The organism is Acidocella sp. (genome assembly GCF_050253495.1).
Classification (GTDB): Bacteria; Pseudomonadota; Alphaproteobacteria; order Acetobacterales; family Acetobacteraceae; genus Acidocella.
The window spans coordinates 122,844-145,619 of the sequence record NZ_JBFWIX010000003.1; the positions used below are offsets into that span (position 1 = coordinate 122,844).

The following is a 22,776-nucleotide window of genomic DNA, read 5'->3' on the forward strand; positions in this document are numbered from 1 at the left end:
CATGAACCAGCTCGGTTTTCCCATCCTCTCGCTCATCACTTATCTGCCGCTGCTGGGCGCCTTCCTGGTTGCCACGCTGAGCGGGGACGACGAGAAGGCGGCCGGCAAGGCCCGTTGCATCGCCTTCATCTTCTCCATGGTGGTGCTGCTTCTGGGGATTTATGTCTGGACGCAATTCAACCCCGCCATCGCGGGGTATCAGTTCGTCGAGGAGATGCCCTGGCTCGCCGGGATCAATGTCGAATACCGCATGGGTGTCGATGGCATCAGCCTGTTCCTCATCCTGCTGACCCTGGCGCTCACCCCCATCGCCATCCTCGCCGGTAACGGCATCAAGACCCGCGCGCGCTCCTTCTTCGCCGCCATGCTGCTGCTGGAGACGATGACGGTCGGCATGTTCGCCGCCACGGATTTCGTGCTGTTCTATATTTTCTTCGAGGCCGTGCTGCTGCCGATGTATCTGATCATCGGTGTCTGGGGTGGCGAGAGGCGCGTCTATGCGGCGGTGAAGTTCTTCGTCTTCACCCTGGCCGGCTCGCTCTTCATGCTGCTGGCCGTGGTCTGGATCTGGCGCCATCTCGGCACCACGGACATGGCGGTGATGGCTCATGCCCATATTCCGGCCTCCGCGCAGACCTGGCTGTTCCTGGCTTTCCTGGCGGCCTTCGGTGTCAAGGCGGCGGTGTGGCCGCTGCATACCTGGCTGCCGGATGCCTATGGCGAGGCCCCGGTGCCCGGCACAATCATGCTGGCCGCCGTGCTCTCCAAAATGGGGGCTTATGGTTTCCTACGTTTCGCCATCCCCATGCTGCCCAACGCCTCGGCCATGTTCGAGCCGCTGATGTTCGTGCTCGGCGTGGTGGCGGTGATCTATATCTCCTATGTCGCCCTGGCGCAGACGGACATGAAGCGCATGATCGCCTATTCCTCGGTCGCGCATATGGGGGTCATCGTCATCGGCCTGTTCACCTTCACGGTGGAAGGGATCGAGGGGGCCTTGTTCCAGATGCTCAGCCATGGGCTGGTCATCGCGGGGCTGTTCATTTGCGCGGGCATCGTCACCGCGCGCGGCGAGACGCTCACTTTGCGCAATCTCGGCAGCCTGGCGGTGAACATGCCGGTTTTCGCCGCGGCGCTGATGTTCTTCACGCTGGCCAATATGGGCCTGCCCGGCACGTCCGGCTTCATCGGTGAAATCCTCGTCATCGTCGGCGCGTTGAAGGTGAATTTCTGGGTCTCGCTGCTGGGCGGCGCGGGCATGGTGCTGGGCGTCACCTATTCGCTGGTGCTGGTCCGCGCGGTGCTGTTCGAGAAATATGCCCGTCCGGATCTGGCCAAGCTCAAGGATCTCACGGGCCGTGAATATGCCATGCTGGTGCCGCTCGCGGTGCTGGTGATGTGGCTGGGCGTCTATCCCTCCAGCTTCACCCATGCGTTCGACGCGCCGATCTCCGCCCTGGTGCAGGCGCATGTCGCTGCCCTTAACCCGCATATGGCCCTGGCCATGGTGAGCGCGAAATGACCGAAACATATTCTCTTCTTCCGGCCCTGTTTTTGGGGGTTGGCGGCATGGTGCTGCTGCTCGGCGGCGTGCTGGCCAAGAAAACCGACGCCACCTCCGCGGTGACCTTCGGCGCCGTGGTGCTGATGATCATCGCCGCGGTGCTGACCTGGCTAGCACCCGACGCGGTGCTGTTCGGCGGGCTGCTCAAGACCAGCCTGTTCACCCGCTATGCGGATATTCTGGTCTATCTCGGCGCCATCGCGGCGCTCATTCTCTCGGTCGATTACAATAAGCGCGAGAAGATCGCCCGGTTCGAGTATCCGATCCTGGTGCTGTTCGCGGTGCTCGGCATGATCGTCATGATCTCCGCCGCCGACATGATGACCCTTTATGTCGGGTTCGAGCTGCAATCCCTGGCCTTGTATATTTCCGCCGCCCTGGCGCGCGACAGCTTGCGCTCCACCGAGGCGGGGTTGAAATATTTCGTCCTCGGCGCCCTGGCCTCGGGCTTGCTGGTTTACGGCATCTCGCTGGTTTACGGCTTCGCGGGCACCACCAATTTCGCCACGCTGGCCGAGGTTTTCCGGCATGGGGCCGATTATGGCACCATTGTCGGGTTGGTGTTCGTGCTGGTGGGGCTGGCCTTCAAGATTTCCGCCGCGCCTTTCCATATGTGGGCGCCGGATGTGTATGAGGGGGCGCCCAGCTCCGTCACGGCGCTGTTCGCCACGGCGCCCAAGGCCGCGGCCATGGCCCTGTTTCTCTCGGTGATGGAAGGGCCGTTCGGTCATCTCGTCGATGAGTGGCAGTCCCTCATCCAGATTCTCGCGGTGCTGTCGATGGTGATCGGCGCTCTCGCCGCCATCGGCCAGTCCAACATCAAGCGTCTGCTGGCTTATTCCTCCGTCAGCCATATGGGGTTCGCCCTGATGGGGCTGGCCACCGGCACGGTGGCGGGGGTGCAGGCCACGCTGGTTTATATAGCGCTGTACGTGGTGATGTCCTTTGGCGCTTTCGCGTGCGTGGTGGCGATGCGCCGCAACGGCCAGGCGGTCGAGCGGATAGAGGATCTCGCCGGGCTCTCGGGTGAGCATCCAGCCTATGCCTTCGCCTTCGCGCTGTTCATGTGGTCCATGGCGGGCATTCCGCCGCTGGCGGGCTTCTTCGCCAAGCTTTACGTCTTCGCCACCGCGTTCAATCATGGCTATGACACGCTGACCATCATCGGTATCATCGCCAGCGTCATCAGCGCTTTCTACTATCTGCGCGTGATCAAGGTGATGTATTTCGACCAGGGTCAGCCGCAATTCGACAAGACCTCCGCCGGCGCCGGGTTCGTGATGGCCGTGGGCGCGGTGATCACCATGTTCTTCGTCGTCATCCCCGGTCCGTTGATGGCGGTGGCGGGCGCGGCCGCGAAAGCCTTGATGGGGTGATCTCCTGGCGTCTGGAGGCCCATGCGGAGCTGGGATCCACGTCGGATGAAGTGGTGCGCCGGGCCAAGGCGGGCGAGCCCGCTGGCCTCGCGGTACTGGCGCACCGGCAGACGGCCGGGCGTGGCTCGCGCGGGCGGGCCTGGAGCGCGCCGGAGGGGAACCTGAACCTATCCATTCTGCTCCGCCCGGCCCAGCCGCCGGCGCGGGCGGGGCTGTTTTCCCTGCTCTGCGGCATCGCCGTGGCGGAGGCGCTGAAAGGGCTGGGGGCTCGTTCCCTGTCTCTGAAATGGCCCAACGATGTCTTGTGCGGCGGGGCCAAGCTGGCGGGGCTCCTCATCGACGCGGCGCCCGATGGTGAGCGGCTGGACTGGCTCTGCGTCGGGATCGGCGTCAATCTGAAGGCCGCGCCGGATATTCCCGGCCGCCGGACCGCCGCGCTGGCGGCGCAAGGGTTGGACATCGCCCCCGAGACCGCCGCCAGGGCCATCCTCGTCCGGCTGGAAGGCTGGCTGGAGGCGCCGGCCTCGGAGATTCTCGCCGCCTGGCTGGCCAGGGCCCATCCCCCGGGCACGCAGATGGACATCGCCTATGCCGGGCAGCGCCGTTCGGGGCGCTTCGCCGGGCTCTCGGCCAGCGGCGAATTGCTGTTGCAATGTGAAGATCGTATCGAAACCATCAATACCGGCGAAGTCTTGCTGGCAAGGGGCTCATAGCGGGGAGGGAAGCATGCTTCTGGTCATCGATGCGGGCAATACCAACATCGTATTTGCCGTGCATGACGGTGTGGAATGGCGCGGCAACTGGCGCCTGGCCACGTCCACGCAACGCACCTCGGATGAATATGGCGTCTGGCTGGAGGCGCTGCTGCGCCGTGCCGGCATCGCCACGGGGGATATTTCCCATGCGGTCATCGGCACGGTGGTGCCCGCGGCCTTGTATCATCTGCGGCGCCTGTGCCGGGAATGGTTCGAGGCCGAGCCGCTGGTGGCCCGTGCCCCGCTGGACTGGGGCTTCGCCATCAAGACGCATAATCCCGAGGGGGTGGGGGCGGACAGGCTGTTGAACGCGCTGGCGGCGCATCAGCATTATCACGGCCCGCTGGTGGTGGTGGATTTCGGCACCGCCACCACCTTCGACGTGGTGGATGAAGCCGGCGCCTATGTCGGCGGGGTTATTTCGCCGGGCATCAACCTGTCCATCGAGGCGCTGCACCAGGCCGCCGCCCGGCTGCCGCGCATCGGCATCGGCCGTCCGCACGCGGTTATCGGGCGTGACACGGTGCCCGCCATGCAGTCGGGCATTTACTGGGGCTATATCGGCCTCATCGAAGGGTTGCTGGCGCGGATCGAGGGAGAGTTCGGCGCTCGCCTGAAAGCCATCGCCACGGGCGGGCTGGCCCCGCTTTTCGCGGAGGGAACGAGCAAATTCACCGCCATCGACCCTGATCTGACGCTGGAAGGGTTGCGCCTTCTCTCCTTGCGCAATAAGCCCCCAGCCTTACCGCGCGACCGCGCGCGGTTCCTGGAAACAGAGTGAGCGTACACGGGAGCAGACTGGTTCGTGGCTAATAGCAAAGGCAAGACCGCCCCTCCGATGGATGAGGCGGAGGACGGGTTCATCTTCGTGCCGCTCGGCGGCACCGGCGAGATCGGGATGAATCTCAACCTCTATGGCTGCGACGGCGCCTGGCTGGCGGTGGATTGCGGCATGGGCTTCTCTGGCCCGGAAACGCCGGAGACCGAGATCATCCTGCCGGATCCGGGTTTCATCGCGCAGCAGCGCGAGGATCTGCTGGGGCTGGTGATCACCCATGCGCATGAGGATCATATTGGCGGCATCGCCCGGCTCTGGCCACAATTGCGCTGCCCGGTCTATGCCACGCCCTTCGCCGCCGCCGTCATCCGCCGCAAGTTGCAGGAGACGGGTTTGCAGCGCGAGGTGCCCCTGCATGTTATCCCGCCCGGCGGCGCCTTCGAGCTGGGGCCCTTCAAGCTGCGTTATATCCGCATGACGCATTCCACCCCGGAAGCCCAGGCCCTGGCCATCACCACGGCTCACGGCACCGTGCTGCATACCGGCGACTGGAAATTCGACGCGGCCCCGGTGATCGGCGAGGTGTCGGACGAGGCGGCGCTGCGCGCGCTGGGCGATGCGGGGGTGCTGGCCATTGTCTCGGACTCCACCAACGCCATGGTGGAAGGGCATTCCGGCTCCGAGCTCGATGTGAAGAAAAGCTTCGAATCCTTCCTGCCGGATCTCACCGGGCGCGTGGCCATCACCTGCTTTGCCAGCAACGTGGCGCGGGTGGCCAGCATCATCGCGGCGGCGGAAATCGCCGGGCGGCACATCGCGCTGGTCGGGCGCAGCCTGAACAACTACATCACCGCCGCGCAGGAGGCCGGTTATCTCCAGGATGTGCCGGATTTCGTGCCGGAGGAGGAAATCGGCGGTATTCCGGAGGATCATCTGCTGCTTCTGGTGACCGGCAGCCAGGGGGAGCCGCGCTCGGCCATGGCGCGCATCGCGGCGGATACGCATCGTTATGCCGTGCTGGGAGACGGGGACAAGGCGATTTTTTCCTCGCGCACCATTCCCGGTAATGAACGCGCGATTTTCGCGGTGCAGGATCAGCTCGCCCGGCGCGGCGTGCAGGTGATCGTGGATGGGGACGAGTTCGTGCATGTCTCCGGCCATCCGGCGCGTGAGGAGCTGCGCAAGCTCTATAAGCTGGTGCGGCCCCGCTATGTGATTCCCACCCATGGCGAATGGCGCCATCTCTCCACCCAGGCCGCCCTGGCCCAGGAAGCCGGCATCAAGACCCTGCTGGTTGAGGATGGGGATGTGGTGTTGTTCACGGGCAATGGCCCGGCGGTGGTGGACTCCGTGCCCACCGGGCGGCTGGCGGTGGATGGCCAGCGTGTGGTGCCGCTGAAGGGCGGCGTGCTGGCGGCGCGCAAGCGCATGCTGTTCAATGGAGTCGTTGTCGGCAGTTTCGCCATCGACGCCAAGGGCCTGCTGCATGGCCTGCCGCGCATTTCCGCCCCCGGCCTGCTGGATGAGCTGGATGGCGCCCAGCGCCTGGCTTTTGAGCGGGAATTTCAGGAGCTTTTACAGGATCTCGCCCCGGCCTTGCGCCAGGATGAAGCGGCTTTCGCCGATGCGGCCCGGGCCGGCTTGCGCCGCATTGTCGGCAAGCCGCTGGGTAAGCGACCTCTGGTGGATGTTCATATTCTTCGTATTTGATCATAAAACGGTCCATTTTAGCCTAAAAACAATGCAACGGATCGAAAAAACCGGCTTTCCTCGCTTAAAAGCCTAAAAAATCCTCTTTTTCGAGGGTGTTTTTTCTGGACGGGTCATGATGCTGCGTTGCATTATGATGTCAGGATGAGGTTTGGTTCTTCATCCTGCCGTGTGACTGGCGTTTCCTCCCTGAACTTGGCCCGCCGCCCAACTGGGCTGGCGGGCTTCTTTCTTTCAGGCCTGTTTACACGCTTTATGGGGCCGGCGCGGCTTCAACCCGGGCGGATCTTGATCTAGAGTACGGCCATATCTGACTGATTCGCCTCGCGGATCGGCCGGATGCCTGAAACGCCCTCTCACTCAATGAGCGGAGCCGGGGTCCGGTGCGAGATGGTTTGCGCGGCAAGCTGTCTGGTGCTGTCCGGTTCTGAGCCAGATCCGCGGATGAGCCAGAAGCCGGACATCACCGACCTCACGATCTGCCGTGCCGCCTTCGCGGCCTGGGTGTTCATCTATCATGTGGATCTGCACCTGCATTTTTCCTCATGGCTCGGCCCGGCGGCGGCGCTGGTCACCCATGGCTATATGGGCGTGGACGGGTTCTTCATTCTCTCCGGCCTCATCCTCATGCACGCCCACCGGGAGTTCGACGTGCCGAAGATGGACACGGCTCACCCGCTTCTGCTCGGGCCGGGCCGGGCCGCGGCCCTGCGGTTTTACGGCAAGCGCCTGGCGCGGATTTATCCGGTGCATCTGGCGGTGCTCGCCATCTTGCTGGTGCTGGCCGGCGCGGGGGCGGCCTTCGGCGTGGCGGCGCATGAACCGCAGCGTTTCAGCCTCTCGACGCTGGTGCAAAATCTGCTCCTGGTGCAAGGCTGGGGGGATGACCGGTTCGGCGCCTGGAACTACCCTTCCTGGTCGATCAGCACGGAGTGGGCCGGGTATCTGCTGTTTCCCTTCATCGCCTGCCTGCTGAGCTATTTCATACGGCTGGTATCCGTCCAGATCGTGGTCGCCATGCTGCCCGTGCTGGGGCTGCTTTACGCTTTTCATGACTATAATCTGAACCTCGCCTTCGGCGCCGGGCTGGCGCGGTTCTTTCCGGAATTCCTGGCCGGCATGGCGACATACCGCCTGGTTCCGCTCGCGGCGGACCGGGATGGCGTGCGGCGTTTATTCCTGTGGGGTGGAGCGGGGCTGCTGGCCCTCGGCGCCGTCGCGGGGATCGATATTGTCACCGTGACCGGCTTGTGGGCGCTGCTCTTCACGTTTTACATGCAGGCCGAGGCGCAGTTTCCGCCTGTTCTGGGCAAGCGCCCGGTGCTGCGTGGGCTGGGGATGCTGTCTTATTGTTTCTATATGAGCTTTGCCACCGCCGAACTGCTCACCTCCCAGCTTTTCCGCCATCTGGGCTGGCAGCCCACCGGCCAGAAGCTGATCTTCGCCGCGACGATGACGGGGCTGACCTTCATCCTCGCCATCCTGCTGCGCGTTATCGTCGAAAAACCCTGCCGGCGGGCGGCCAATCGCTGGCTGCGTCTTGAAACTTCCGCCGCGCCGCCGCCCGCGCCGGCCACTGAAAAGCCTCAATCCCTGTTTTAAGGTTCCTCATGCGTCTCTCCAAAAGCCTGATTCCCACCCTCAAGGAAACGCCAGCCGAAGCGCAGATCGTCTCGCACCGGCTGATGCTGCGCGCGGGCATGATCCGCCAGATGGCCTCGGGCATTTATGCCTGGCTGCCCACCGGCAACCGCGTGCTCGCCAAGATCGCCCGGATCGTGCGTGAGGAGCAGGATGCGGCCGGGGCCGAGGAAGTGCTGATGCCCACCGTGCAGAGCGCTGATCTCTGGCGTGAATCCGGCCGCTACGATGCGTACGGCAAGGAGATGCTGCGCATCACCGACCGCCATGAGCGCGAATTGCTGTTTGGCCCCACCAACGAGGAAATGATCACCTCGATCATGCGGGATTCCATCAAGAGCTACCGTGAGCTTCCGCAAATCCCCTATCAGATCCAGTGGAAATTCCGCGATGAGGTGCGCCCGCGCTTTGGCGTGCTGCGCGGGCGTGAGTTTTTGATGAAGGATGCTTATTCCTTCGATCTCGACCGCGACGGCGCGGTGCGCTCCTACAAGGCGATGATGCTCGCTTATATGCGCACCTTCCAGCGCATCGGCATCACCGCGATTCCGATGCGCGCCGATACCGGGCAGATCGGCGGCGATCTCTCCCACGAATTCCATGTGCTCGCCCCCACCGGCGAATCCGGCGTGTTCTACGATGCCGCCTTCGAGGCCGGCGATGCGCTGGCCGCCACGGATATGGATGGTTTTTACGAGCAGATGACCACCATCTACGCCGCCACGGACGAAAAGCACGACACCGGGGTCTGGGACAAAATCCCTCGGGAACGCCGCCGCGAGGGCAGGGGCATCGAGGTTGGGCAGATCTTTTATTTCGGCACGAAATATTCGAAATCCATGAACTTCGCCGTCACCGGCCCGGACGGGCAGAAATTCTTCCCCGAGATGGGCTCTTACGGCATCGGCGTCTCCCGCCTGGTTGGCGCCATCATCGAGGCCAGGCACGACGAAGCCGGAATCATCTGGCCGGACGCCATCGCCCCCTTCAAGGCCGCCATCCTCAATCTGCGCCAGGGCGATGGGATCACGGATGCGCTGTGCGAGACAATCTATGCCAGCTTCGGCCATGACGCGCTGTATGACGACCGGGAGGAGCGCGCGGGCGCCAAATTCGCCGAGGCCGATCTGATGGGCCATCCCTGGCAGATCATCGTCGGCCCGCGCGGGGCCGCCAAGGGCATGGTGGAGCTCAAGCGCCGCGCCACCGGCGAGCGCTTCGAGCTTCCCGTCGAGGACGCCCTGGCCAAGGTCCGCGCCTGATGTTCAATGCTTTCGAGCGGAAGATCGCGGCGCGGTATCTGCGTGCCCGCCGCGGTGAGCGCTTTGTCTCCGTCATTGCCATTTTCTCGCTCGTGGGCATCGCGCTCGGCGTGGCCACGCTGATCATCGTGATGAGCGTGATGAACGGCTTCCGGCAGGAATTGCTGAGTCAGATCCTCGGGCTGAATGGCGATATCGGCGTTTACGGCGCCAGCGCGCCCTTGACCCATTACGATGAAATGGCCGGCAAGATCAGAAGCATCAAGGGTGTGACAGGGGCGTTTCCGATCGTGCAGGGGGAGGTGTTGATGTCCGGCCCGCAAGGTGGGGCGACGGGGGGCATCGCGCGTGGCATCACCCAGGATGGCCTGCGCCAGCTTCCCACCGTGTCCAAACATGTGATCGCGGGCAGCCTGGCGAATCTTACCGGGGGCGACACCATTGCCATTGGCGGCGCGCTGGCGCAGCAATTCAATCTGTCCGTCGGCTCCGAACTCACCTTGATCCTGCCTCAGGGAAAAGCCACGGTCATCGGCACCATCCCGTCCATTCAGAGCTTCAAGGTGGTGGCGATCTTCCAGACCGGCATGCAGCAATATGATTCGAGTTTCGTCTTTCTGCCGCTTGGCGCCGCGCAGACGCTCTTCCAGCAGAGCGGCGCGGCCTCGCAGATTCAGGTCTTCGTCACCGACCCGGATCATGACGAAGCGGTGAAGCAGGCCATCGTCAATGCGTTTCCCGGCACCGGGCTGAACATTCAGGACTGGAAGCAGAACAACGATTCCTTCCTTGCCGCCGTCACGGTCGAACGCAACGTGATGTTCCTGATCCTCACGCTGATCATCATCGTCGCCGCCTTCAACGTGATCTCCTCCCTGATCATGATGGTGAAGGATAAGGCGAGGGACATCGCGATCCTGCGCACCATGGGGGCAAGCTCGGGCTCGATCATGCGGATTTTCCTGATGGCGGGCGCCTCCGTGGGGGTGCTGGGCACCTTGATCGGCTTCGTGCTGGGCGTGCTGTTCTGTCAGCACATCAACGAGATCCGTCTGTTCATTCAGCATCTCACCGGCCAGCAGCTTTTCAACCCGACCATCTATTACCTGGAATCCCTGCCCGCCGAGCTGGACTGGCGCGAGGTGACGGAGGTGGTGGTCATGTCCCTCGTGCTGTCGGTATTGGCCACGATTTACCCGAGCTGGCGCGCCGCCAGGATCGATCCGGTGGAGACATTGCGCAGTGAGTGAATATCTTCTGTCCCTGAAAGCCCTTTGCCGCACCTACCGCTCCGGCGAGGGCGCGCTCACCGTGCTGAATGGCGCGGAGCTGACGCTCTCGCGTGGCGAGATCGTCGCCCTGGTCGCGCCGTCTGGTTCGGGCAAGTCAACCTTGTTGCATCTGGCCGGGCTGTTGGAGAAACCGGATGCGGGGGCGGTGATCATCGACGGGCGGAACGCGGGCGAGCTGAACGATGCCGCGCGTACCGCCATGCGCCTCAAATATATCGGCTTCGTCTACCAGTTTCATCATTTGCTGGCGGAGTTCACGGCGCTGGAAAACATCTCCATTCCGCAGATGGTCGCGGGCGTGACGCAAACGCGGGCCAATCAACGCTCGATGGAGCTGCTGGAGAAATTCGGCCTCGCCGCCCGTGCCTCGCATTTGCCGGGCAAGCTCTCGGGCGGTGAAAAGCAGCGCGTGGCCATTGCCCGCGCGCTGGCCAACAATCCCTCGCTGCTGCTGGCGGACGAGCCGACGGGCAATCTCGATGTCACGACCTCCAACATCGTGTTCGAGGAGCTTTTGCATGTGGTGCGCAGTGAAAACACAGCGGCCCTGATCGCCACCCATAACCCGGATCTGGCGGCGCGGATGGACCGGCGAATCGTGCTGCGCGAGGGCCGGCTGGCCTGAACCTCACGCCGGCGGGGTGAGGGGTTTGAGCATCTCCACCCCATGGGCGCAAAAACCGGCTTCCTCATAAATGCGCCGGGCGCGCTCATTGCCGTTCAGAACATACAGCCTGAGCCGGCGCACACCCTTGGCGAGGGCGATCTTTTCCGCTTGCGCCATCAAGGCGCGGCCAATGCCCCCGCCGCGAAAGGCTTCGTCCACGAACAGGTTCGAGATGAAGGCGTAACGGCGCCACGCCGCGCGCACATAGGCATCGTCCATGTCCAGAAACATGAAGAGATGCCCAGCGATCTTGCCGTCCATCTCGGCGACGAGCACATCGCCCTCGCCTTGCGCCACCGCCGCCAGTGCTTCGGCCAGCGTGTCCTGGGCACCGGCGCGGTCGGTCCGCCTGTCGCCGGTCAAGGCGTGCTCATGGCGGTTCAGCTCCCAGAGCTGGGTCAGCAACGCGTCATGGTCGGCTGGGGTGGCGTGGCGGACGATCATGCCTGCACGGCCTTGCGCGGCACGTCGATTCCCGCTTCCCGCAGGGCCTTGGCCGCGCCGGGATGGAAGCTGATCCCCGCTTCGTAGACGGGGGCTATGGCGGGTGCCTGGCTGGCGGCGCGCACGGCGGCGGAGAGGAGATGGCGGTTTTTCAAGGCCGCCATTGTCACCGCCGCGGCCAGCGTGTCGGGCAGTTCCGCCGTGCCGACCGCGATGTTGATCGTGCCGAGGCTGCTGACATCCACAGTCTGGCCCGGAAAGGTTCCGGCCTTCATGATCATGCGCGACAGGCCCGGAATGACCCGCCCCGCCTGCTCGGCCTCCGCCTGGGAAAACCCGATCAGCGCCAGTTTGCGGCCCCTGGCGGCGGCGGCGATGGCGGGCAGGGGGGGCGCGCCGATAAAGGCGCAGGCCGCCAGCTTGCCGGCCAGCATGGCCTGGGCCTGGGCCTCGTAATCGCCGGTTTCGATGCGCCCGGGCACCACGCCCAGCGCCGTCAAGATCTCTTTCACCGCGGCCTCGCCGCTGGCGCCCGCCGGGCCCACGCCAATATCGCGCCCGGCCAGCCCGGCCAGGGTGGATATGCCTGTTTCCACGGTGGAGACGATTTGCAGCATGGACGGGTAGGCCGGAAACAAGGCCCGGAACCGGTTCAGCTTGACCCCGGCGGTCCAGCTCGCGCTGCCAGCCCGCGCCTGCGCCGCCACCGTTACGGTGGACAGGCCGAGCTGCGCGCTGCCCTCCTCGATCAGCAGCAGATTGGCGCTGGAGCCGCCGGAGGCGCGGTAGGCGATGTCGATGCTGGTTGCCTTTTGCGCCAGCAGCCCCCAGGCGGGGCCAAAAATGGCGTAGGAGCCGCCCGGCCGCCCCGTGCCCATGATCAGCGCGCCAGGCCAGGCCAGGCCAGCCGCCCTGCCGGCGCGGGCGCAGGCCAGGCCGAGTCCCGCCCCCAGAATTGTTCGCCGCGCCAGCTTCATGACAGCACCCGGCTGCGTTCCAGCGCCGCCAGCAACGCCGCGCGCACGCCAGGCTCCAATGCCGAATGTCCGGCATCGGGCACCAGCGTCAGCCGTGCCCCGGGCCAGGCGGCGGCGAGTTCAAAGGCCGATTGCGCCGGGCAGATCATGTCGTAGCGTCCTTGCACGATTTCAGCGGGAATGCCCTTCAGCCGGTCCATATGCGCCAGCAGCCCGCCTTCCGGCAGGAACAGCCCATGGCGGAAATAATGCGCCTCGATCTTCGCCAGCCCGATGGCGGTGCGGTCCTGCGCGAAGGCCGAAACCGCCTCGAAGCTGGGCAGTAGCGTGGAGCAGGAGCCTTCATACACACTCCAGGCCCGCGCCGCGGCGAATTGCGTTTGCGGGTCGGCATCGGTGAGACGCTTGAAATAATGGGTCAGCAGGTCGTGGCGCTCTTCCGGCGGCAGAAACCCCGCGAAGGCGGCATGCGCGTCCGGAAACACGCGTTGCAGCCCGTACAGAAACCAGTCCACCTCCGCCGGCCGCCCCAGGAAGATCCCGCGCAGCACCGTTCCCGTCACGCGCTCGGGATGGGCCTGCGCATAGGCCAGCGCCAGGGTCGAGCCCCAGGAGCCGCCGAAGAGCAGCATCCGCTCGACATTGAGGAATTGCCGCAATGTCTCGATATCCGCGATCAGTTGCGGCGTGTTGTTGTTGTCCAGCCCGCCCAGCGGGCGCGAGCGTCCAGCCCCGCGCTGGTCGAAAATGATCACGCGCCAGATGGCGGGGTCGAAGAAGCGCCGGTGCACCACGCCGGCCCCCGCGCCAGGCCCGCCATGCAGGAACAGCACCGGCTTGCCCGCCGGGTTGCCGACCTGCTCCCAATACATCACATGCCCTTCCGAGAGGGGGAGGTATCCGGTTTCGAACGGCCCGATATCAGGAAACAGGTCGCCGCGCGGCATCTTATCCGCCCAATGACCGGGTGAGGGTGGCGGCCACGCGCCTAGCCTGCTCGTCGCTCAGGTCGGGATGGATGGGCAGCGCCAGAATGCGCCGGCCCAACCCTTCCGCCACGGGCAAGGGCGTGCCGTCATGCGCGCCCGCATAGGCGGGCTGCTGGTGCAGGGCGCGGGGATAATAGACCGCATGGCCGATTCCCGCCGCCGCCAGAGCCGCCTTGGCGGCCTCGCGCTTGGCCTCGTCGGGCAGCAGCACGGCATAGATGGCCCAGGCGCTTTGGCTGTCCGGCATCCGGGCTGGAATCTCCAGCACATCCTTCAGCGCCGCGTCGTAGATTTGGGCAATGGCCTCGCGCCGGGCCAGCTCGGCCTCGAACACTTCCAGCTTGGTCAGCAGCACGGCGGCCTGTAGCGTGTCCAGCCGTCCGTTCATGCCGGTGCGCAGCACCTCATAGCGTGTCGTCCCCTCGCCATGGGTGCGTAGCGAGCGGTAGAGTGCCGCCCGCGCGGCGGATTCGGTGAACAAGGCCCCGCCATCGCCATAAGCGCCCAGCGGCTTGGAGGGAAAGAAGCTGGTGGCCGTGGCGTCGGCCGCCTTGCCCAGCCTGGCGCCGCTCCGCGCGGCCCCGAAGCTCTGCGCGCAATCATCCAGCGTGAACAGCCCCTCTTGTGCGGCGATGGCGTTTATGCCCGCCCAATCCGCCGGCTGGCCGAACAGATCCACGCCGATAATGGCGCGCGGTTTCAGCTTGCCCGCGCGCTTCACGGTGGCGATGCGCGCCTCCAGGCCGGCCAGGTCGATCTGGAAGGTCCGGGGATCGACATCCACGAAAACCGGCGTCGCGCCCAGCAGCAGCGGCACCTCGGCCGTGGCGGTATAGGTGAAGGCGGGCAGGAACACCGCGTCCCCGCGCCCGATCTCCTCGGCCATCAGCGCGATCTGCAAGGCATCCGTGCCGGAGGAGACGCTGACACAATGGGCGGCGCCGCAAAAGGCGGCCAGCCTGGTCTCCAGCTCATGCACCTCGGGGCCGAGAATATATTGCCCATGGGCCAGCACCGCATCCAGCCGCTCCCGGAGCCGCCCTCCCAGCCGTGCCTGCTGTGCCTTGAGGTCGAGAAACGGGATCGGCGGAAAGGTCTCTGCGTTCATGGAGCGGCAGACTACTCCGCCGCGTGCGGTACGGCGAGCCCCGGCGGCGGCAAAAATTCGGGTACCATCCGGTGCAGCAGGGCCATCGCGGCGGTTTCGTCGCCTGTTTCCGCGGTTTCGCCCAGTTCGCGCAGCCCGGCGGCGACAGCGGCCAGATCCGCGAGGCGCGGCGTGGCCATCAACAGCCCGTCATAATCGGTCGGCACGGGCTTCTCGGCGCCGTGGAACAGCTCCTCGAACAATTTTTCGCCCGGGCGCAGGCCCGTGAATTTGATTTCTATATCATCGTCCGGCCTCAGCCCGGCCAGACGGATCATCTGCCGGGCCAGATCCACGATCTTCACCGGCTCGCCCATATCCAGCACGAAGATGCCGCCATCCGGGATCGCTTCCTCCCCGCTGCCCACGGCCGAGGCTTGCAGCACCAGCCCCACCGCCTCGCGCACGGTCATGAAATAGCGCTGCATGCCGGGGTGGGTCACGGTCAGCGGCCCGCCCTGGGCGAGCTGGCGGCGAAAGAGCGGCACCACCGAGCCGGTGGAGCCCAGCACATTGCCAAACCGCACCGTCACGCAGCGCATGCCCCGCTGGCCGCGCCGTGCCTGCACGTCCAGCGCCTGCGCGTACATCTCCGCCAGGCGCTTGGAGGCCCCCATCACCGAGCTGGGATTCACCGCCTTGTCGGTGGAGATCAGCACCATCAGCGTCGCGCCGGCGGCGGCGGCGGCATCGGCCACCACCTGGGTGCCCAGCGCGTTGGTGCGCAGCCCTTCCAGCCGGTTGGCTTCCACGATCGGCACATGTTTCAGCGCCGCCGCGTGGAACACCAGCTCGGGCCGGAATGCCCGCGTGATCGTACCGATATGCGCGGCGTCGCGTATATCGGCCACCACCGTCCGGCGGGGCAGGGCGGGGCTGGTTTCCCGGATTTCCAGATCGATCTGCCATAAGGCGAATTCGGAGGAATCGAGCAGCAGGATCTCAGCCGGGCCGAAGGCGGCCACCTGCCGGCAAAGCTCGGCGCCAATGCTGCCGCCCGCCCCGGTCACCATCACCCGCCGCCCGGCGATGAGCGCGCCCATCGCCGCGCGGTCCAGCCGCACCTGCTGGCGGTTGAGCAGATCCTCGATGGCGATGGGTTGTAGCGCGATCTTCTGGTCGGCCGGCGCCAGCCGCGTGAGGCAGGGGGCGCGCATCACGCGGATATTGCGCATATCGGCGGCGCGCAGCAGCGTCTTCAGCCTGTCGCCGGTGAATTGCGGGGCGGTGATGATCAGCAGATCCGGCTTTTCGGCCAGCCGCTCCAGCATCGCCTCGGCCTCGTCGGCGGCGCCGACCACGTTCAACCCATGCACGCGCCGGCCGATATGTTTTTCAGACAGCGCCATCAGCCCGGTCACCCGGTAGGGGGCGTCGCGCTGCTGCGCGTGGGCGGAGAGAAACAGCTCGGCATTCTCGCCGTCGCCCACCAGCAGCGCGGTTTGCGCCGCGCCATGTTCGCCGCGCTTCTGGCGGATCAGGCGGTAGAGCAGCTTGGGCACGGTCAGCGCCGCCGCCAGCATCAGGGCGAGGATGACCGGAAAGGCCGGCGAAGGCAGGGAAAAACCCGCTCCCACCATCAGCAGGCACAGCATCAGCGTGGTCACGATACAGGCCGCGCCGATCAGCGCCAGGTCGCGCAGGGACACAAAACGCCAATGCAGCCGCGACAGCCCGAAGGGAATGCCGATGAGCCAGATGGCCCCCGCCCCCGCCAGGGGCAGGGCGTGAGGCTGCGGCACGGGCGTGGCCGGAGTGGCGAGCCAGAAGCTCGCCGCCACCGCCAGCGCCGCCAGCGCGCCGTCCAGCGCGATGTTCACCGCCATGCGGATGGGCAAGAGCGGATTCTCGGTATGGCTCATGCCTGACTTATAGCCAGGACAAAAAGGCAGAAAAAAGTTTGTTCTGCCGCCCGGCGCCGCTTAGCCGATATAAAACTGCCCTTCGACCTCGACGGCGGCATCCAGCGGCAGGGAAGCCACGCCGATGGTGGAGCGCGCATGCCGCCCGGTGTCGCCAAACACGGCGACGGCAAGGTCCGAGGCGCCGTTCATCACCACCGCATGCTGGGTGAACTCCGGCGTGCAGGCAATGAACCCGCCGAGTCGCACCACCTGGGTGATGCTGTCCAACCCGCCGGGCAGGGCGGCCTGAAGCTGGGCCAGCAGATTGATCAGGCAAAGCCGCGCGGCATGGCGGCCTTCCTCAAGCGAGACGGCGGCCCCCAGCTTGCCGGTCACCGCGACCTTGCCGTCCATGGCGGGCAGTTGGCCGCTGACCGTGACAAGCTGGCCGGTGATGCTCACCGGCACATAATTCGCCACGGGGGCCATGGCTTGCGGCAAGGTAATGCCCAGCTCGGCCAGGCGGTTGGAAATGCTCATGGATCAGCTCACCAGTTTCAAATTGCGGCGGCGCTCGCGCGGTGCCGGGGCCGGCAGGTCCAGCGGCAGCAGCGGCGCGCGCTCGGCGGCACCGTCGCCCACGCTGTCGGCCTCGTCAATGCTGGCGGGGGCCAGATTTGTCCGGCCCAAATAATTCACGGCCAGGTTGCGGAACACATAATCCAGCAAGGAGGTGGCGGCGGGCACGGCGGGGTCGCCTTCCACGATTCCGGCCGGGCCGAAGCGGGTGAAGGTGAAGGCCTCGACATAATTTTCCAGATTCACGCCATGTTGCAGCCCGATGCTGACGGCGATGGCGAAGGCGTCCATCAGTCCCCGGAAGGCCGGGCCCTCCTTGTTCAGGGCGATGAAGATCTCGCCCAGTCGCCCGTCCTTGTACTCCCCGGTGGAGAGAAACAGCTTATGCCCGCCCACCGCGGCCTTCTGTGTGTAGCCGCTGCGCCGAGCGGGCAGGCTCTCGCGCGTGGAGGCGCCGCGCGGCGCCATCGGCGCGGCGGGGCGCGCGGGCATCGCGGGCATCAGGGCGGCCAGGGCGTCGTGCATCGCGGCATGGGCGGCGGCCCGGGGGAGGGGGAAGATCTCTTCGCCGCCGATCATGCGCGCCAGGGCGCTCTGCGTTGTCAGGCCGCGCGCGGCGAGAGCATGCAGGGCCCAATGGGCGAGCCCGCCCGCCTCGTCCAGCGCGGAGAGGGCGGGGGCGAAATTCACCTGCTCCGCCCCCAGCAGCGCCTCGATCTCAGGTTCGTTCAAAAAGCCCAGCAATGTCTCGTGGCGGCGCTGGCCCAGGCTGGCCGCCTCTTCGCGCGCCGTGATGGCGGCGGGCAACAGGCCGGGCAGGGCGCAGCGTTCCGGCAGCTTGGCCGGGGCGATGCGGTGGCCGGGGGCGGCGCCGCGCGCCAGCAGCCGGGCGGAGCCGATATCCGCCTGCGCGCCCATGAACCCGGCCAGCGTCACCGCGAGGTCGCGCGCCTCTTGCGAGTCGTAGGCCAGGCCCAGCCGGGCGAGAAACAGGTTGAGGTCGGTAAAGCCGATCCGCAGCCGGTGCTCGGCGGGGGCGGCCAGGGTCAGCGCGGTTACCGCCAGCCGCACATCCAGCCCCAGCGCGGCGCTGTCGAACAGCCCCGCCTCGTCCAGGTAAGCGGAGGGGTTGAACAGAAAGCCCGGCTGGCCGGCGGCGCGGTTGCGCCACACATTGCCGCTGGGGCTGCCGCGATGCGCGGCCAGAATGGCGTGCAGGCCGGGGGCGATGGTCTCGCCCAGCCCGGCGGCATGCGCCCGCGCGGCGATGGGGGCGATCCATGTCTCCGCCGCTTCGGCGATATGCAGCATGCGCTTGCCCGGCAGGATGGCGGCCAGCGCGTCGGCGGCCTTGCCGCCCCAGGCGGCCGGCAGCGTCACCAGCACCGGCGGCGCGTCCGGATCCGCCGCCGCCTCGAAGGTGGCCAGCTTGATACCCTGCCAGGATTTGTCTGTTCTGCTTTGTGCCATAAGCGGAGTTTAGGCGCTGATAAGACTCAATAAAAGTGCATCTTGTGTTGATTCTGCGCAATGACCACAAAATCCTGTGGATAGCTTGGCGTGGGCCTGAGACCGTCGCCGGCAAGATCGAGATGGACCATTCGCCCGGCTTCACCTATATCGGAGCGCATGAGCACCGCTGCCCAGAATCCGTCCGCGCACGGCCCCTCCGCCAAGGCCCGGCCGCTTGGCCTCAAGGGGCTGATCATGAACCCTGGTTTGTATTTCCTGACCCTGTTCCGAGGCCGCTTCATCGGCCGGGACGAGGCGGGCAACCAGTATTACGAGCGCCCGGGTAAGCCGCGCGCCCGCCGCTGGGTGGTCTATGCGGGGGCGCAGGATCCCTCCGTGGTGCCGCCCGAATGGCACGCTTGGCTGCATCATCTCACCGATGCCCCGCTCGCCGCGCCGCAGCGCCCCTGGCAGCGCCCGCACCAGCCCAACCTCACCGGCACCGCGCGGAGCTACCGCCCCGCCGGCCATGATTACATGGGCGGCAAGCGGGCCGCGGCTTCGGCCGATTATGAATCCTGGACGCCGGATCAGGCCTGATGGTCCGCCGCGTTCCCGAGCTTACCGCCGGCTTCGCCGTTATCGCCGTGGCCGTTTTGTTCCTGCTCTACGCCTTGCGCGGGGCGGGGGAGATCCATACCGGGGGCTATCCGCTGCAGGCGCAGTTCGGCTCCATCGGCGGGCTCACCGTCGGGTCGGATGTGAAAATCGGCGGCGTGGTCATCGGCCATGTCTCGTCCGAGCAGCTCAACCCCAACACCTATGCCGCGATCGTCAAGATGGCGATCAACGACAATATCAAGGTGCCCGACGACAGCAGCGCCTCCATCACCTCTGACAGCCTGCTCGGCGGCCCTTACGTGTCCGTCTCGCCGGGCGGTTCCAACACCATGCTGAAACCCGGGGCGAGCTTCCAGGTGACGCAGTCGGCGGTGAATCTGGAGGATCTGCTCGGCAAGTTCATCTTCTCCCTGGGCAATAGCGGCGGCCAGGGCAAGGGGGCGTCGTCCGGCGGCCAGACGTCCGGCGGCCAGACCGGCGCGGGCGGCGCCGGTGCCAACCCCGCGGCCCTGCCTCAGTAATGCGCCTGCTGCTTCTGGCGTCCGCCGCCACGTGCTGCCTGGCCACCGGTGCCCACGCGCAAAGCCTGCTCGGCCAGAGCCAGCCGGGCGGGCAAGCCCAGCAACCCGCCGTCGCCGTGCCGGCGCCGCCGCCCATCGTGGCGGCGCCGCCCACGCCGGCCCCAGCCCCCAAACCCGCGCCGCCCGCGCCACCGCCGGGCTTGGTGCAAACGCCTCTGCCGCCCTCCGGCGCGGCCAATGCCGATAATGGCGATGCCGCCGGGCAGGCCGCGCAGATGCAGGCCGTCTCACCCTCCGCTCCCTCCGCCACGCCCGCCGCCGGGGCGGCGCAACCCGCTCAGCCCGATGTCGCGCCGGTTCAGGCGAATGACTGGGTGCCGGGCAAGACCGCCGTGCTGGGTGTGCTGAACAAGGTGGATGGGAGCACCAAAAACATCACCGTGCCCGTCGGCGGGCAGGTCGTGGTGGGCGATCTGAATGTGAGCGTGCAGGCCTGCGTCACCCGCCCGCCCGGGCAATTGCCCGATTCGGCGGTTTTTCTCACCCTGCAACCCAAGGATGATCAAGCCGCCGCCCCTGTCTATCGCGGGTGGATGGTGCATTCCACGCCGGGCGCCACGGATGCGGGAAATGCCGGCCAGGCTTTCCGTGTCATTACATGCTCGTAAATTTTCTGGGGTTTACCCCTTGTTTGTGCCAAAAATGCAACAGCCCCATAATGTTAACGCTGAAAATGAATTTGCCCTGTTGATTCTGGGCGTGTAGGGCTAAATGGATACTGGTCAATTACTTTCACTCTGCATTGGAGTCACGACATGAAGCTGCGCTTAGCTCTTGCCGCCGCCACCTGCCTTGTGTTGCCCCTCGCGGCGCACGCGCAGCCGGTGACCGGCCCTTATATCAGCCTCGGCGTTGGCACGACCATCGAGAACCCGCTGAACCTGCATTCCAACACCACCGGTGCGGGTGGCAAGGCGCAGTTCCGCAATTCCTATTCCGGCGATGCCGCCATCGGTTATGGTTTCGGCGACGGGTTCCGCGTCGAGCTGAACGGTAATTTCTACCGTAACACCGTCCACAAGCTCGATGGTGACAGCGGCGTTCAGGAACGCGCGACTGGTGGCCTCAACACCTATGGCCCGATGGTCAACGTGCTGTACGACATGAATGTCGGCCTGCCGATCTTCCCCTATGTGGGCGCTGGTATCGGTTATCAGTGGCAGAAGTTCAACTCCTCCGTGAACGACGCCGATGGCCATGTTTTCGGCGGCACCAAGGGAAGCTTCGCCTATAACATCATCGGCGGTGTTTCCTACCCGCTGCCGTTCGTGCCTGGCCTGTCCGCCACGGCCGAATATAAGTTCACCCAGCTGACCGCCAGCCGCAATTACGGCGACGTCAAGGTTGGCCAGTCCTCCAGCCACACCTTCCTGCTGGGTCTGCGCTATCAGCTGTTCCAGCCGCCGCCGCCGCCCGCCCCGGCGCCTGCTCCGGCCCCGGTCGCCGCGCCGGCGCCCGCTCCGGCCAAGACCTATCTGGTGTTCTTCGATTGGGACAAGTACAACCTGACCCCGCGCGCGACGCAGATCATCGCGCAGGCTGCCTCCGATTCCAAGACCCAGAACGTCACGACCCTGGAAGTCAACGGCTATACCGACACGTCCGGTGCGCCGAAATATAACATGGGCCTGTCCATCAAGCGCGCGAAGGCGGTTGCCGCCCAGCTCGTGGCCGATGGTGTCCCCGCTTCCGAGATCGAGATGCACGGCTACGGCGAAACCCACCTGCTGGTGCCCACCGGCCCCGGCGTGCGTGAGCCGCAGAACCGCCGCGTGGAAATCATCTTCCACTGAGTTTCGCTTCCGCGAAGGAAAGGCCCCGGCAGGATTCTGCCGGGGTTTTTTCTGTCCGCTCTTCCAGCCGTGGCATTTTGGCTACAGCCACGGCCCGCCTGCGAAGCCCCCCTTCGCAAGCCGAGACTTGACCTCCACATAGGCTTTGCGTTCCTTACCGGAACCTGACACGCGCCTCGTCGAAAGGGAGACATATGATGCAGTTTCGAGCGGCCTTATTCACCGCCACCATGCTGGCCGCGCCGCTGGCGCTGGTGATGGGCGGCCGTGCCGACGCCCAGCCGGTGGCGGGCCCCTATGTCAGCCTGGGTGGCGGCTGGGATCTGAAAAGCGCCGTGACCCAGAAGAACTTCAATATTGGCGGCGCGGATGTGCCGGGCGACGCGAAGGCCGTGTTCAAGAACGGCTACGATCTGAACGCGTCGGTCGGGTACGGCTTCAATAATGGCTGGCGTGTCGAGCTGGAGGGCGATTATATCCGCAATGGCGCCGACAAGCTGAAATCCGGCGGCGCCAGCCTCGGGGCCAGCGGCCATGAATCCCAGTATGGCGGCTTCGTCAACGGCATTTACGATTTCGATGTCAGCCTGCCCTGGCTCTACCCTTATCTGGGGGCTGGTATCGGCTGGCAGGTCGCCAGCTATGACAAGTTCAGCGCCGGCGGCGCGACGGTGGACCAGTCCCACGGCTCTTTCGCCTATCAGGGTATTTTCGGCTTGTCCTTCCCCATCGCGCCGGTCGTGGGGCTTTCAGCCACGCTGGAATATCGCTTCATCGGGCTGACATCCGCCCGCCGCTATGATGTCGCGGGTGCCGGCCAGCCCGTCAGCTTCAAGCAGCAGGGCGAATATAACAACCAGATCAATGTCGGGTTGCGTTATGAATTCTCCCCCCCGGCACCGCCCGCGCCCGCGCCGACCCCCGCCCCGGTCGCCGCGCCGGCGCCCGCTCCGGCCAAGACCTATCTGGTGTTCTTCGATTGGGACAAATACAGCCTGACCCCGCGCGCGACGCAGATCATCGCGCAGGCGGCCTCCGACTCCAAGACCCAGAACGTCACGACCCTGGAAGTCAACGGCTATACCGACACGTCCGGTGCGCCGAAATATAACATGGGCCTGTCCATCAAGCGCGCGAAGGCGGTTGCCGCCCAGCTCGTGGCCGATGGTGTCCCCGCTTCCGAGATCGAGATGCACGGCTACGGCGAAACCCACCTGCTGGTGCCCACCGGCCCCGGCGTGCGTGAGCCGCAGAACCGCCGCGTGGAAATCATCTTCCACTGAGTTTCGCTTCCGCGAGGAAAA

At 65.7% G+C, this 22,776-nt stretch carries 21 protein-coding genes; 14 read left to right on the forward strand and 7 right to left on the reverse strand.

Annotated features, from left to right (window positions below):
• Position 1 precedes the first annotated feature (1 nt).
• The 9 genes from AB7D48_RS04040 to AB7D48_RS04080 all read left to right on the forward strand — a co-directional run bounded on the left by AB7D48_RS04040 (position 2) and on the right by AB7D48_RS04080 (position 11,003).
• Entirely contained in the window at positions 2-1,522 is a 1,521-nt protein-coding gene (locus AB7D48_RS04040; protein ID WP_427976035.1) for an NADH-quinone oxidoreductase subunit M, read from the forward strand.
• Positions 1,519-2,940, forward strand: a complete 1,422-nt coding sequence (gene nuoN / locus AB7D48_RS04045; protein ID WP_427976036.1) for an NADH-quinone oxidoreductase subunit NuoN — start codon at positions 1,519-1,521, stop codon at positions 2,938-2,940. The genes AB7D48_RS04040 and nuoN overlap by 4 nt, the downstream gene beginning before the upstream one ends.
• A complete protein-coding gene (locus AB7D48_RS04050) occupies positions 2,937-3,653 on the forward strand; it encodes a biotin--[acetyl-CoA-carboxylase] ligase (RefSeq protein WP_427976037.1) in 717 nt (238 codons plus the stop codon). The genes nuoN and AB7D48_RS04050 overlap by 4 nt, the downstream gene beginning before the upstream one ends.
• A gap of 13 nt (positions 3,654-3,666) precedes the next feature.
• Positions 3,667-4,476, forward strand: coding sequence for a type III pantothenate kinase (locus AB7D48_RS04055; protein ID WP_427976038.1), 810 nt, complete (start codon positions 3,667-3,669; stop codon positions 4,474-4,476).
• A gap of 57 nt (positions 4,477-4,533) precedes the next feature.
• Complete coding sequence (locus AB7D48_RS04060) at positions 4,534-6,183, forward strand: ribonuclease J (RefSeq protein ID WP_427976131.1); 1,650 nt, start codon at positions 4,534-4,536, stop codon at positions 6,181-6,183.
• Between the two features lie 444 nt (positions 6,184-6,627).
• Entirely contained in the window at positions 6,628-7,785 is a 1,158-nt protein-coding gene (locus AB7D48_RS04065) for an acyltransferase family protein (protein WP_427976039.1), read from the forward strand.
• Positions 7,786-7,793: 8 nt separating this feature from the next.
• Positions 7,794-9,086, forward strand: a complete 1,293-nt coding sequence (gene proS, locus AB7D48_RS04070) for a proline--tRNA ligase (RefSeq protein ID WP_427976040.1) — start codon at positions 7,794-7,796, stop codon at positions 9,084-9,086.
• Complete coding sequence (locus AB7D48_RS04075; protein WP_427976041.1) at positions 9,086-10,336, forward strand: lipoprotein-releasing ABC transporter permease subunit; 1,251 nt, start codon at positions 9,086-9,088, stop codon at positions 10,334-10,336. Before proS ends, AB7D48_RS04075 begins: the two co-directional genes overlap by 1 nt.
• Complete coding sequence (locus AB7D48_RS04080) at positions 10,329-11,003, forward strand: ABC transporter ATP-binding protein (protein ID WP_427976042.1); 675 nt, start codon at positions 10,329-10,331, stop codon at positions 11,001-11,003. The genes AB7D48_RS04075 and AB7D48_RS04080 overlap by 8 nt, the downstream gene beginning before the upstream one ends.
• Before the next feature lie 3 nt (positions 11,004-11,006).
• On the opposite strand, the gene AB7D48_RS04085 is transcribed toward AB7D48_RS04080, so the two are convergent.
• Genes AB7D48_RS04085 through AB7D48_RS04115 form a run of 7 tightly spaced genes read right to left on the reverse strand, consistent with a single transcriptional unit; the run spans position 11,007 to position 18,495 of the window.
• Complete coding sequence (locus tag AB7D48_RS04085) at positions 11,007-11,489, reverse strand: N-acetyltransferase family protein (RefSeq protein WP_427976043.1); 483 nt, start codon at positions 11,487-11,489, stop codon at positions 11,007-11,009.
• A complete protein-coding gene (locus AB7D48_RS04090) occupies positions 11,486-12,466 on the reverse strand; it encodes a TAXI family TRAP transporter solute-binding subunit (RefSeq protein WP_427976044.1) in 981 nt (326 codons plus the stop codon). Before AB7D48_RS04090 ends, AB7D48_RS04085 begins: the two co-directional genes overlap by 4 nt.
• Complete coding sequence (pip, locus tag AB7D48_RS04095; protein WP_427976045.1) at positions 12,463-13,413, reverse strand: prolyl aminopeptidase; 951 nt, start codon at positions 13,411-13,413, stop codon at positions 12,463-12,465. The genes AB7D48_RS04090 and pip overlap by 4 nt, the downstream gene beginning before the upstream one ends.
• A gap of 1 nt (position 13,414) precedes the next feature.
• Complete coding sequence (locus AB7D48_RS04100) at positions 13,415-14,563, reverse strand: DegT/DnrJ/EryC1/StrS family aminotransferase (RefSeq protein ID WP_427976046.1); 1,149 nt, start codon at positions 14,561-14,563, stop codon at positions 13,415-13,417.
• An 11-nt stretch (positions 14,564-14,574) separates the two neighbouring features.
• Positions 14,575-16,464 (reverse strand): polysaccharide biosynthesis protein, encoded by a 1,890-nt coding sequence (locus tag AB7D48_RS04105; RefSeq protein ID WP_427976047.1) that lies wholly within the window; start codon positions 16,462-16,464, stop codon positions 14,575-14,577.
• 60 nt (positions 16,465-16,524) lie between these two features.
• Entirely contained in the window at positions 16,525-16,986 is a 462-nt protein-coding gene (locus AB7D48_RS04110) for a RidA family protein (RefSeq protein ID WP_427976048.1), read from the reverse strand.
• Between the two features lie 3 nt (positions 16,987-16,989).
• Complete coding sequence (locus tag AB7D48_RS04115) at positions 16,990-18,495, reverse strand: TSCPD domain-containing protein (RefSeq protein WP_427976049.1); 1,506 nt, start codon at positions 18,493-18,495, stop codon at positions 16,990-16,992.
• 237 nt (positions 18,496-18,732) lie between these two features.
• Here AB7D48_RS04115 and AB7D48_RS04120 point away from each other — a divergent pair, with 237 nt between their 5' ends.
• The 5 genes from AB7D48_RS04120 (at position 18,733) to AB7D48_RS04140 (ending at position 22,755) form a co-directional block, all read left to right on the forward strand.
• A complete protein-coding gene (locus tag AB7D48_RS04120) occupies positions 18,733-19,077 on the forward strand; it encodes an NADH-ubiquinone oxidoreductase subunit NDUFA12 family protein (RefSeq protein WP_427976132.1) in 345 nt (114 codons plus the stop codon).
• On the forward strand, positions 19,077-19,619 hold the full coding sequence (mlaD, locus tag AB7D48_RS04125) for an outer membrane lipid asymmetry maintenance protein MlaD (RefSeq protein ID WP_427976050.1): 543 nt from the start codon (positions 19,077-19,079) through the stop codon (positions 19,617-19,619). Before AB7D48_RS04120 ends, mlaD begins: the two co-directional genes overlap by 1 nt.
• Positions 19,619-20,287, forward strand: coding sequence for a DUF2155 domain-containing protein (locus tag AB7D48_RS04130; protein WP_427976051.1), 669 nt, complete (start codon positions 19,619-19,621; stop codon positions 20,285-20,287). Before mlaD ends, AB7D48_RS04130 begins: the two co-directional genes overlap by 1 nt.
• Positions 20,288-20,434: 147 nt before the next feature.
• A complete protein-coding gene (locus AB7D48_RS04135) occupies positions 20,435-21,472 on the forward strand; it encodes an OmpA family protein (protein WP_427976052.1) in 1,038 nt (345 codons plus the stop codon).
• A 197-nt stretch (positions 21,473-21,669) separates the two neighbouring features.
• Entirely contained in the window at positions 21,670-22,755 is a 1,086-nt protein-coding gene (locus AB7D48_RS04140) for an OmpA family protein (protein ID WP_427976053.1), read from the forward strand.
• Positions 22,756-22,776: the final 21 nt, after the last annotated feature.

Coding starts and splice junctions, on each gene's coding strand:
- AB7D48_RS04090 (WP_427976044.1), bottom strand. CDS start 12,466: ATGAAGCTGGCGCGGCGAACAATTCTGGGGGCGGGACTCGGCCTGGCC.
- AB7D48_RS04110 (WP_427976048.1), bottom strand. CDS start 16,986: ATGAGCATTTCCAACCGCCTGGCCGAGCTGGGCATTACCTTGCCGCAA.
- AB7D48_RS04100 (WP_427976046.1), bottom strand. CDS start 14,563: ATGAACGCAGAGACCTTTCCGCCGATCCCGTTTCTCGACCTCAAGGCA.
- AB7D48_RS04040 (WP_427976035.1), top strand. CDS start 2: ATGAACCAGCTCGGTTTTCCCATCCTCTCGCTCATCACTTATCTGCCG.
- AB7D48_RS04135 (WP_427976052.1), top strand. CDS start 20,435: ATGAAGCTGCGCTTAGCTCTTGCCGCCGCCACCTGCCTTGTGTTGCCC.
- AB7D48_RS04055 (WP_427976038.1), top strand. CDS start 3,667: ATGCTTCTGGTCATCGATGCGGGCAATACCAACATCGTATTTGCCGTG.
- AB7D48_RS04115 (WP_427976049.1), bottom strand. CDS start 18,495: ATGGCACAAAGCAGAACAGACAAATCCTGGCAGGGTATCAAGCTGGCC.
- AB7D48_RS04085 (WP_427976043.1), bottom strand. CDS start 11,489: ATGATCGTCCGCCACGCCACCCCAGCCGACCATGACGCGTTGCTGACC.
- AB7D48_RS04140 (WP_427976053.1), top strand. CDS start 21,670: ATGCAGTTTCGAGCGGCCTTATTCACCGCCACCATGCTGGCCGCGCCG.
- AB7D48_RS04060 (WP_427976131.1), top strand. CDS start 4,534: ATGGATGAGGCGGAGGACGGGTTCATCTTCGTGCCGCTCGGCGGCACC.
- AB7D48_RS04120 (WP_427976132.1), top strand. CDS start 18,733: ATGAACCCTGGTTTGTATTTCCTGACCCTGTTCCGAGGCCGCTTCATC.
- mlaD (WP_427976050.1), top strand. CDS start 19,077: ATGGTCCGCCGCGTTCCCGAGCTTACCGCCGGCTTCGCCGTTATCGCC.
- AB7D48_RS04075 (WP_427976041.1), top strand. CDS start 9,086: ATGTTCAATGCTTTCGAGCGGAAGATCGCGGCGCGGTATCTGCGTGCC.
- AB7D48_RS04065 (WP_427976039.1), top strand. CDS start 6,628: ATGAGCCAGAAGCCGGACATCACCGACCTCACGATCTGCCGTGCCGCC.
- pip (WP_427976045.1), bottom strand. CDS start 13,413: ATGCCGCGCGGCGACCTGTTTCCTGATATCGGGCCGTTCGAAACCGGA.
- AB7D48_RS04105 (WP_427976047.1), bottom strand. CDS start 16,464: ATGAGCCATACCGAGAATCCGCTCTTGCCCATCCGCATGGCGGTGAAC.
- proS (WP_427976040.1), top strand. CDS start 7,794: ATGCGTCTCTCCAAAAGCCTGATTCCCACCCTCAAGGAAACGCCAGCC.
- AB7D48_RS04130 (WP_427976051.1), top strand. CDS start 19,619: ATGCGCCTGCTGCTTCTGGCGTCCGCCGCCACGTGCTGCCTGGCCACC.
- nuoN (WP_427976036.1), top strand. CDS start 1,519: ATGACCGAAACATATTCTCTTCTTCCGGCCCTGTTTTTGGGGGTTGGC.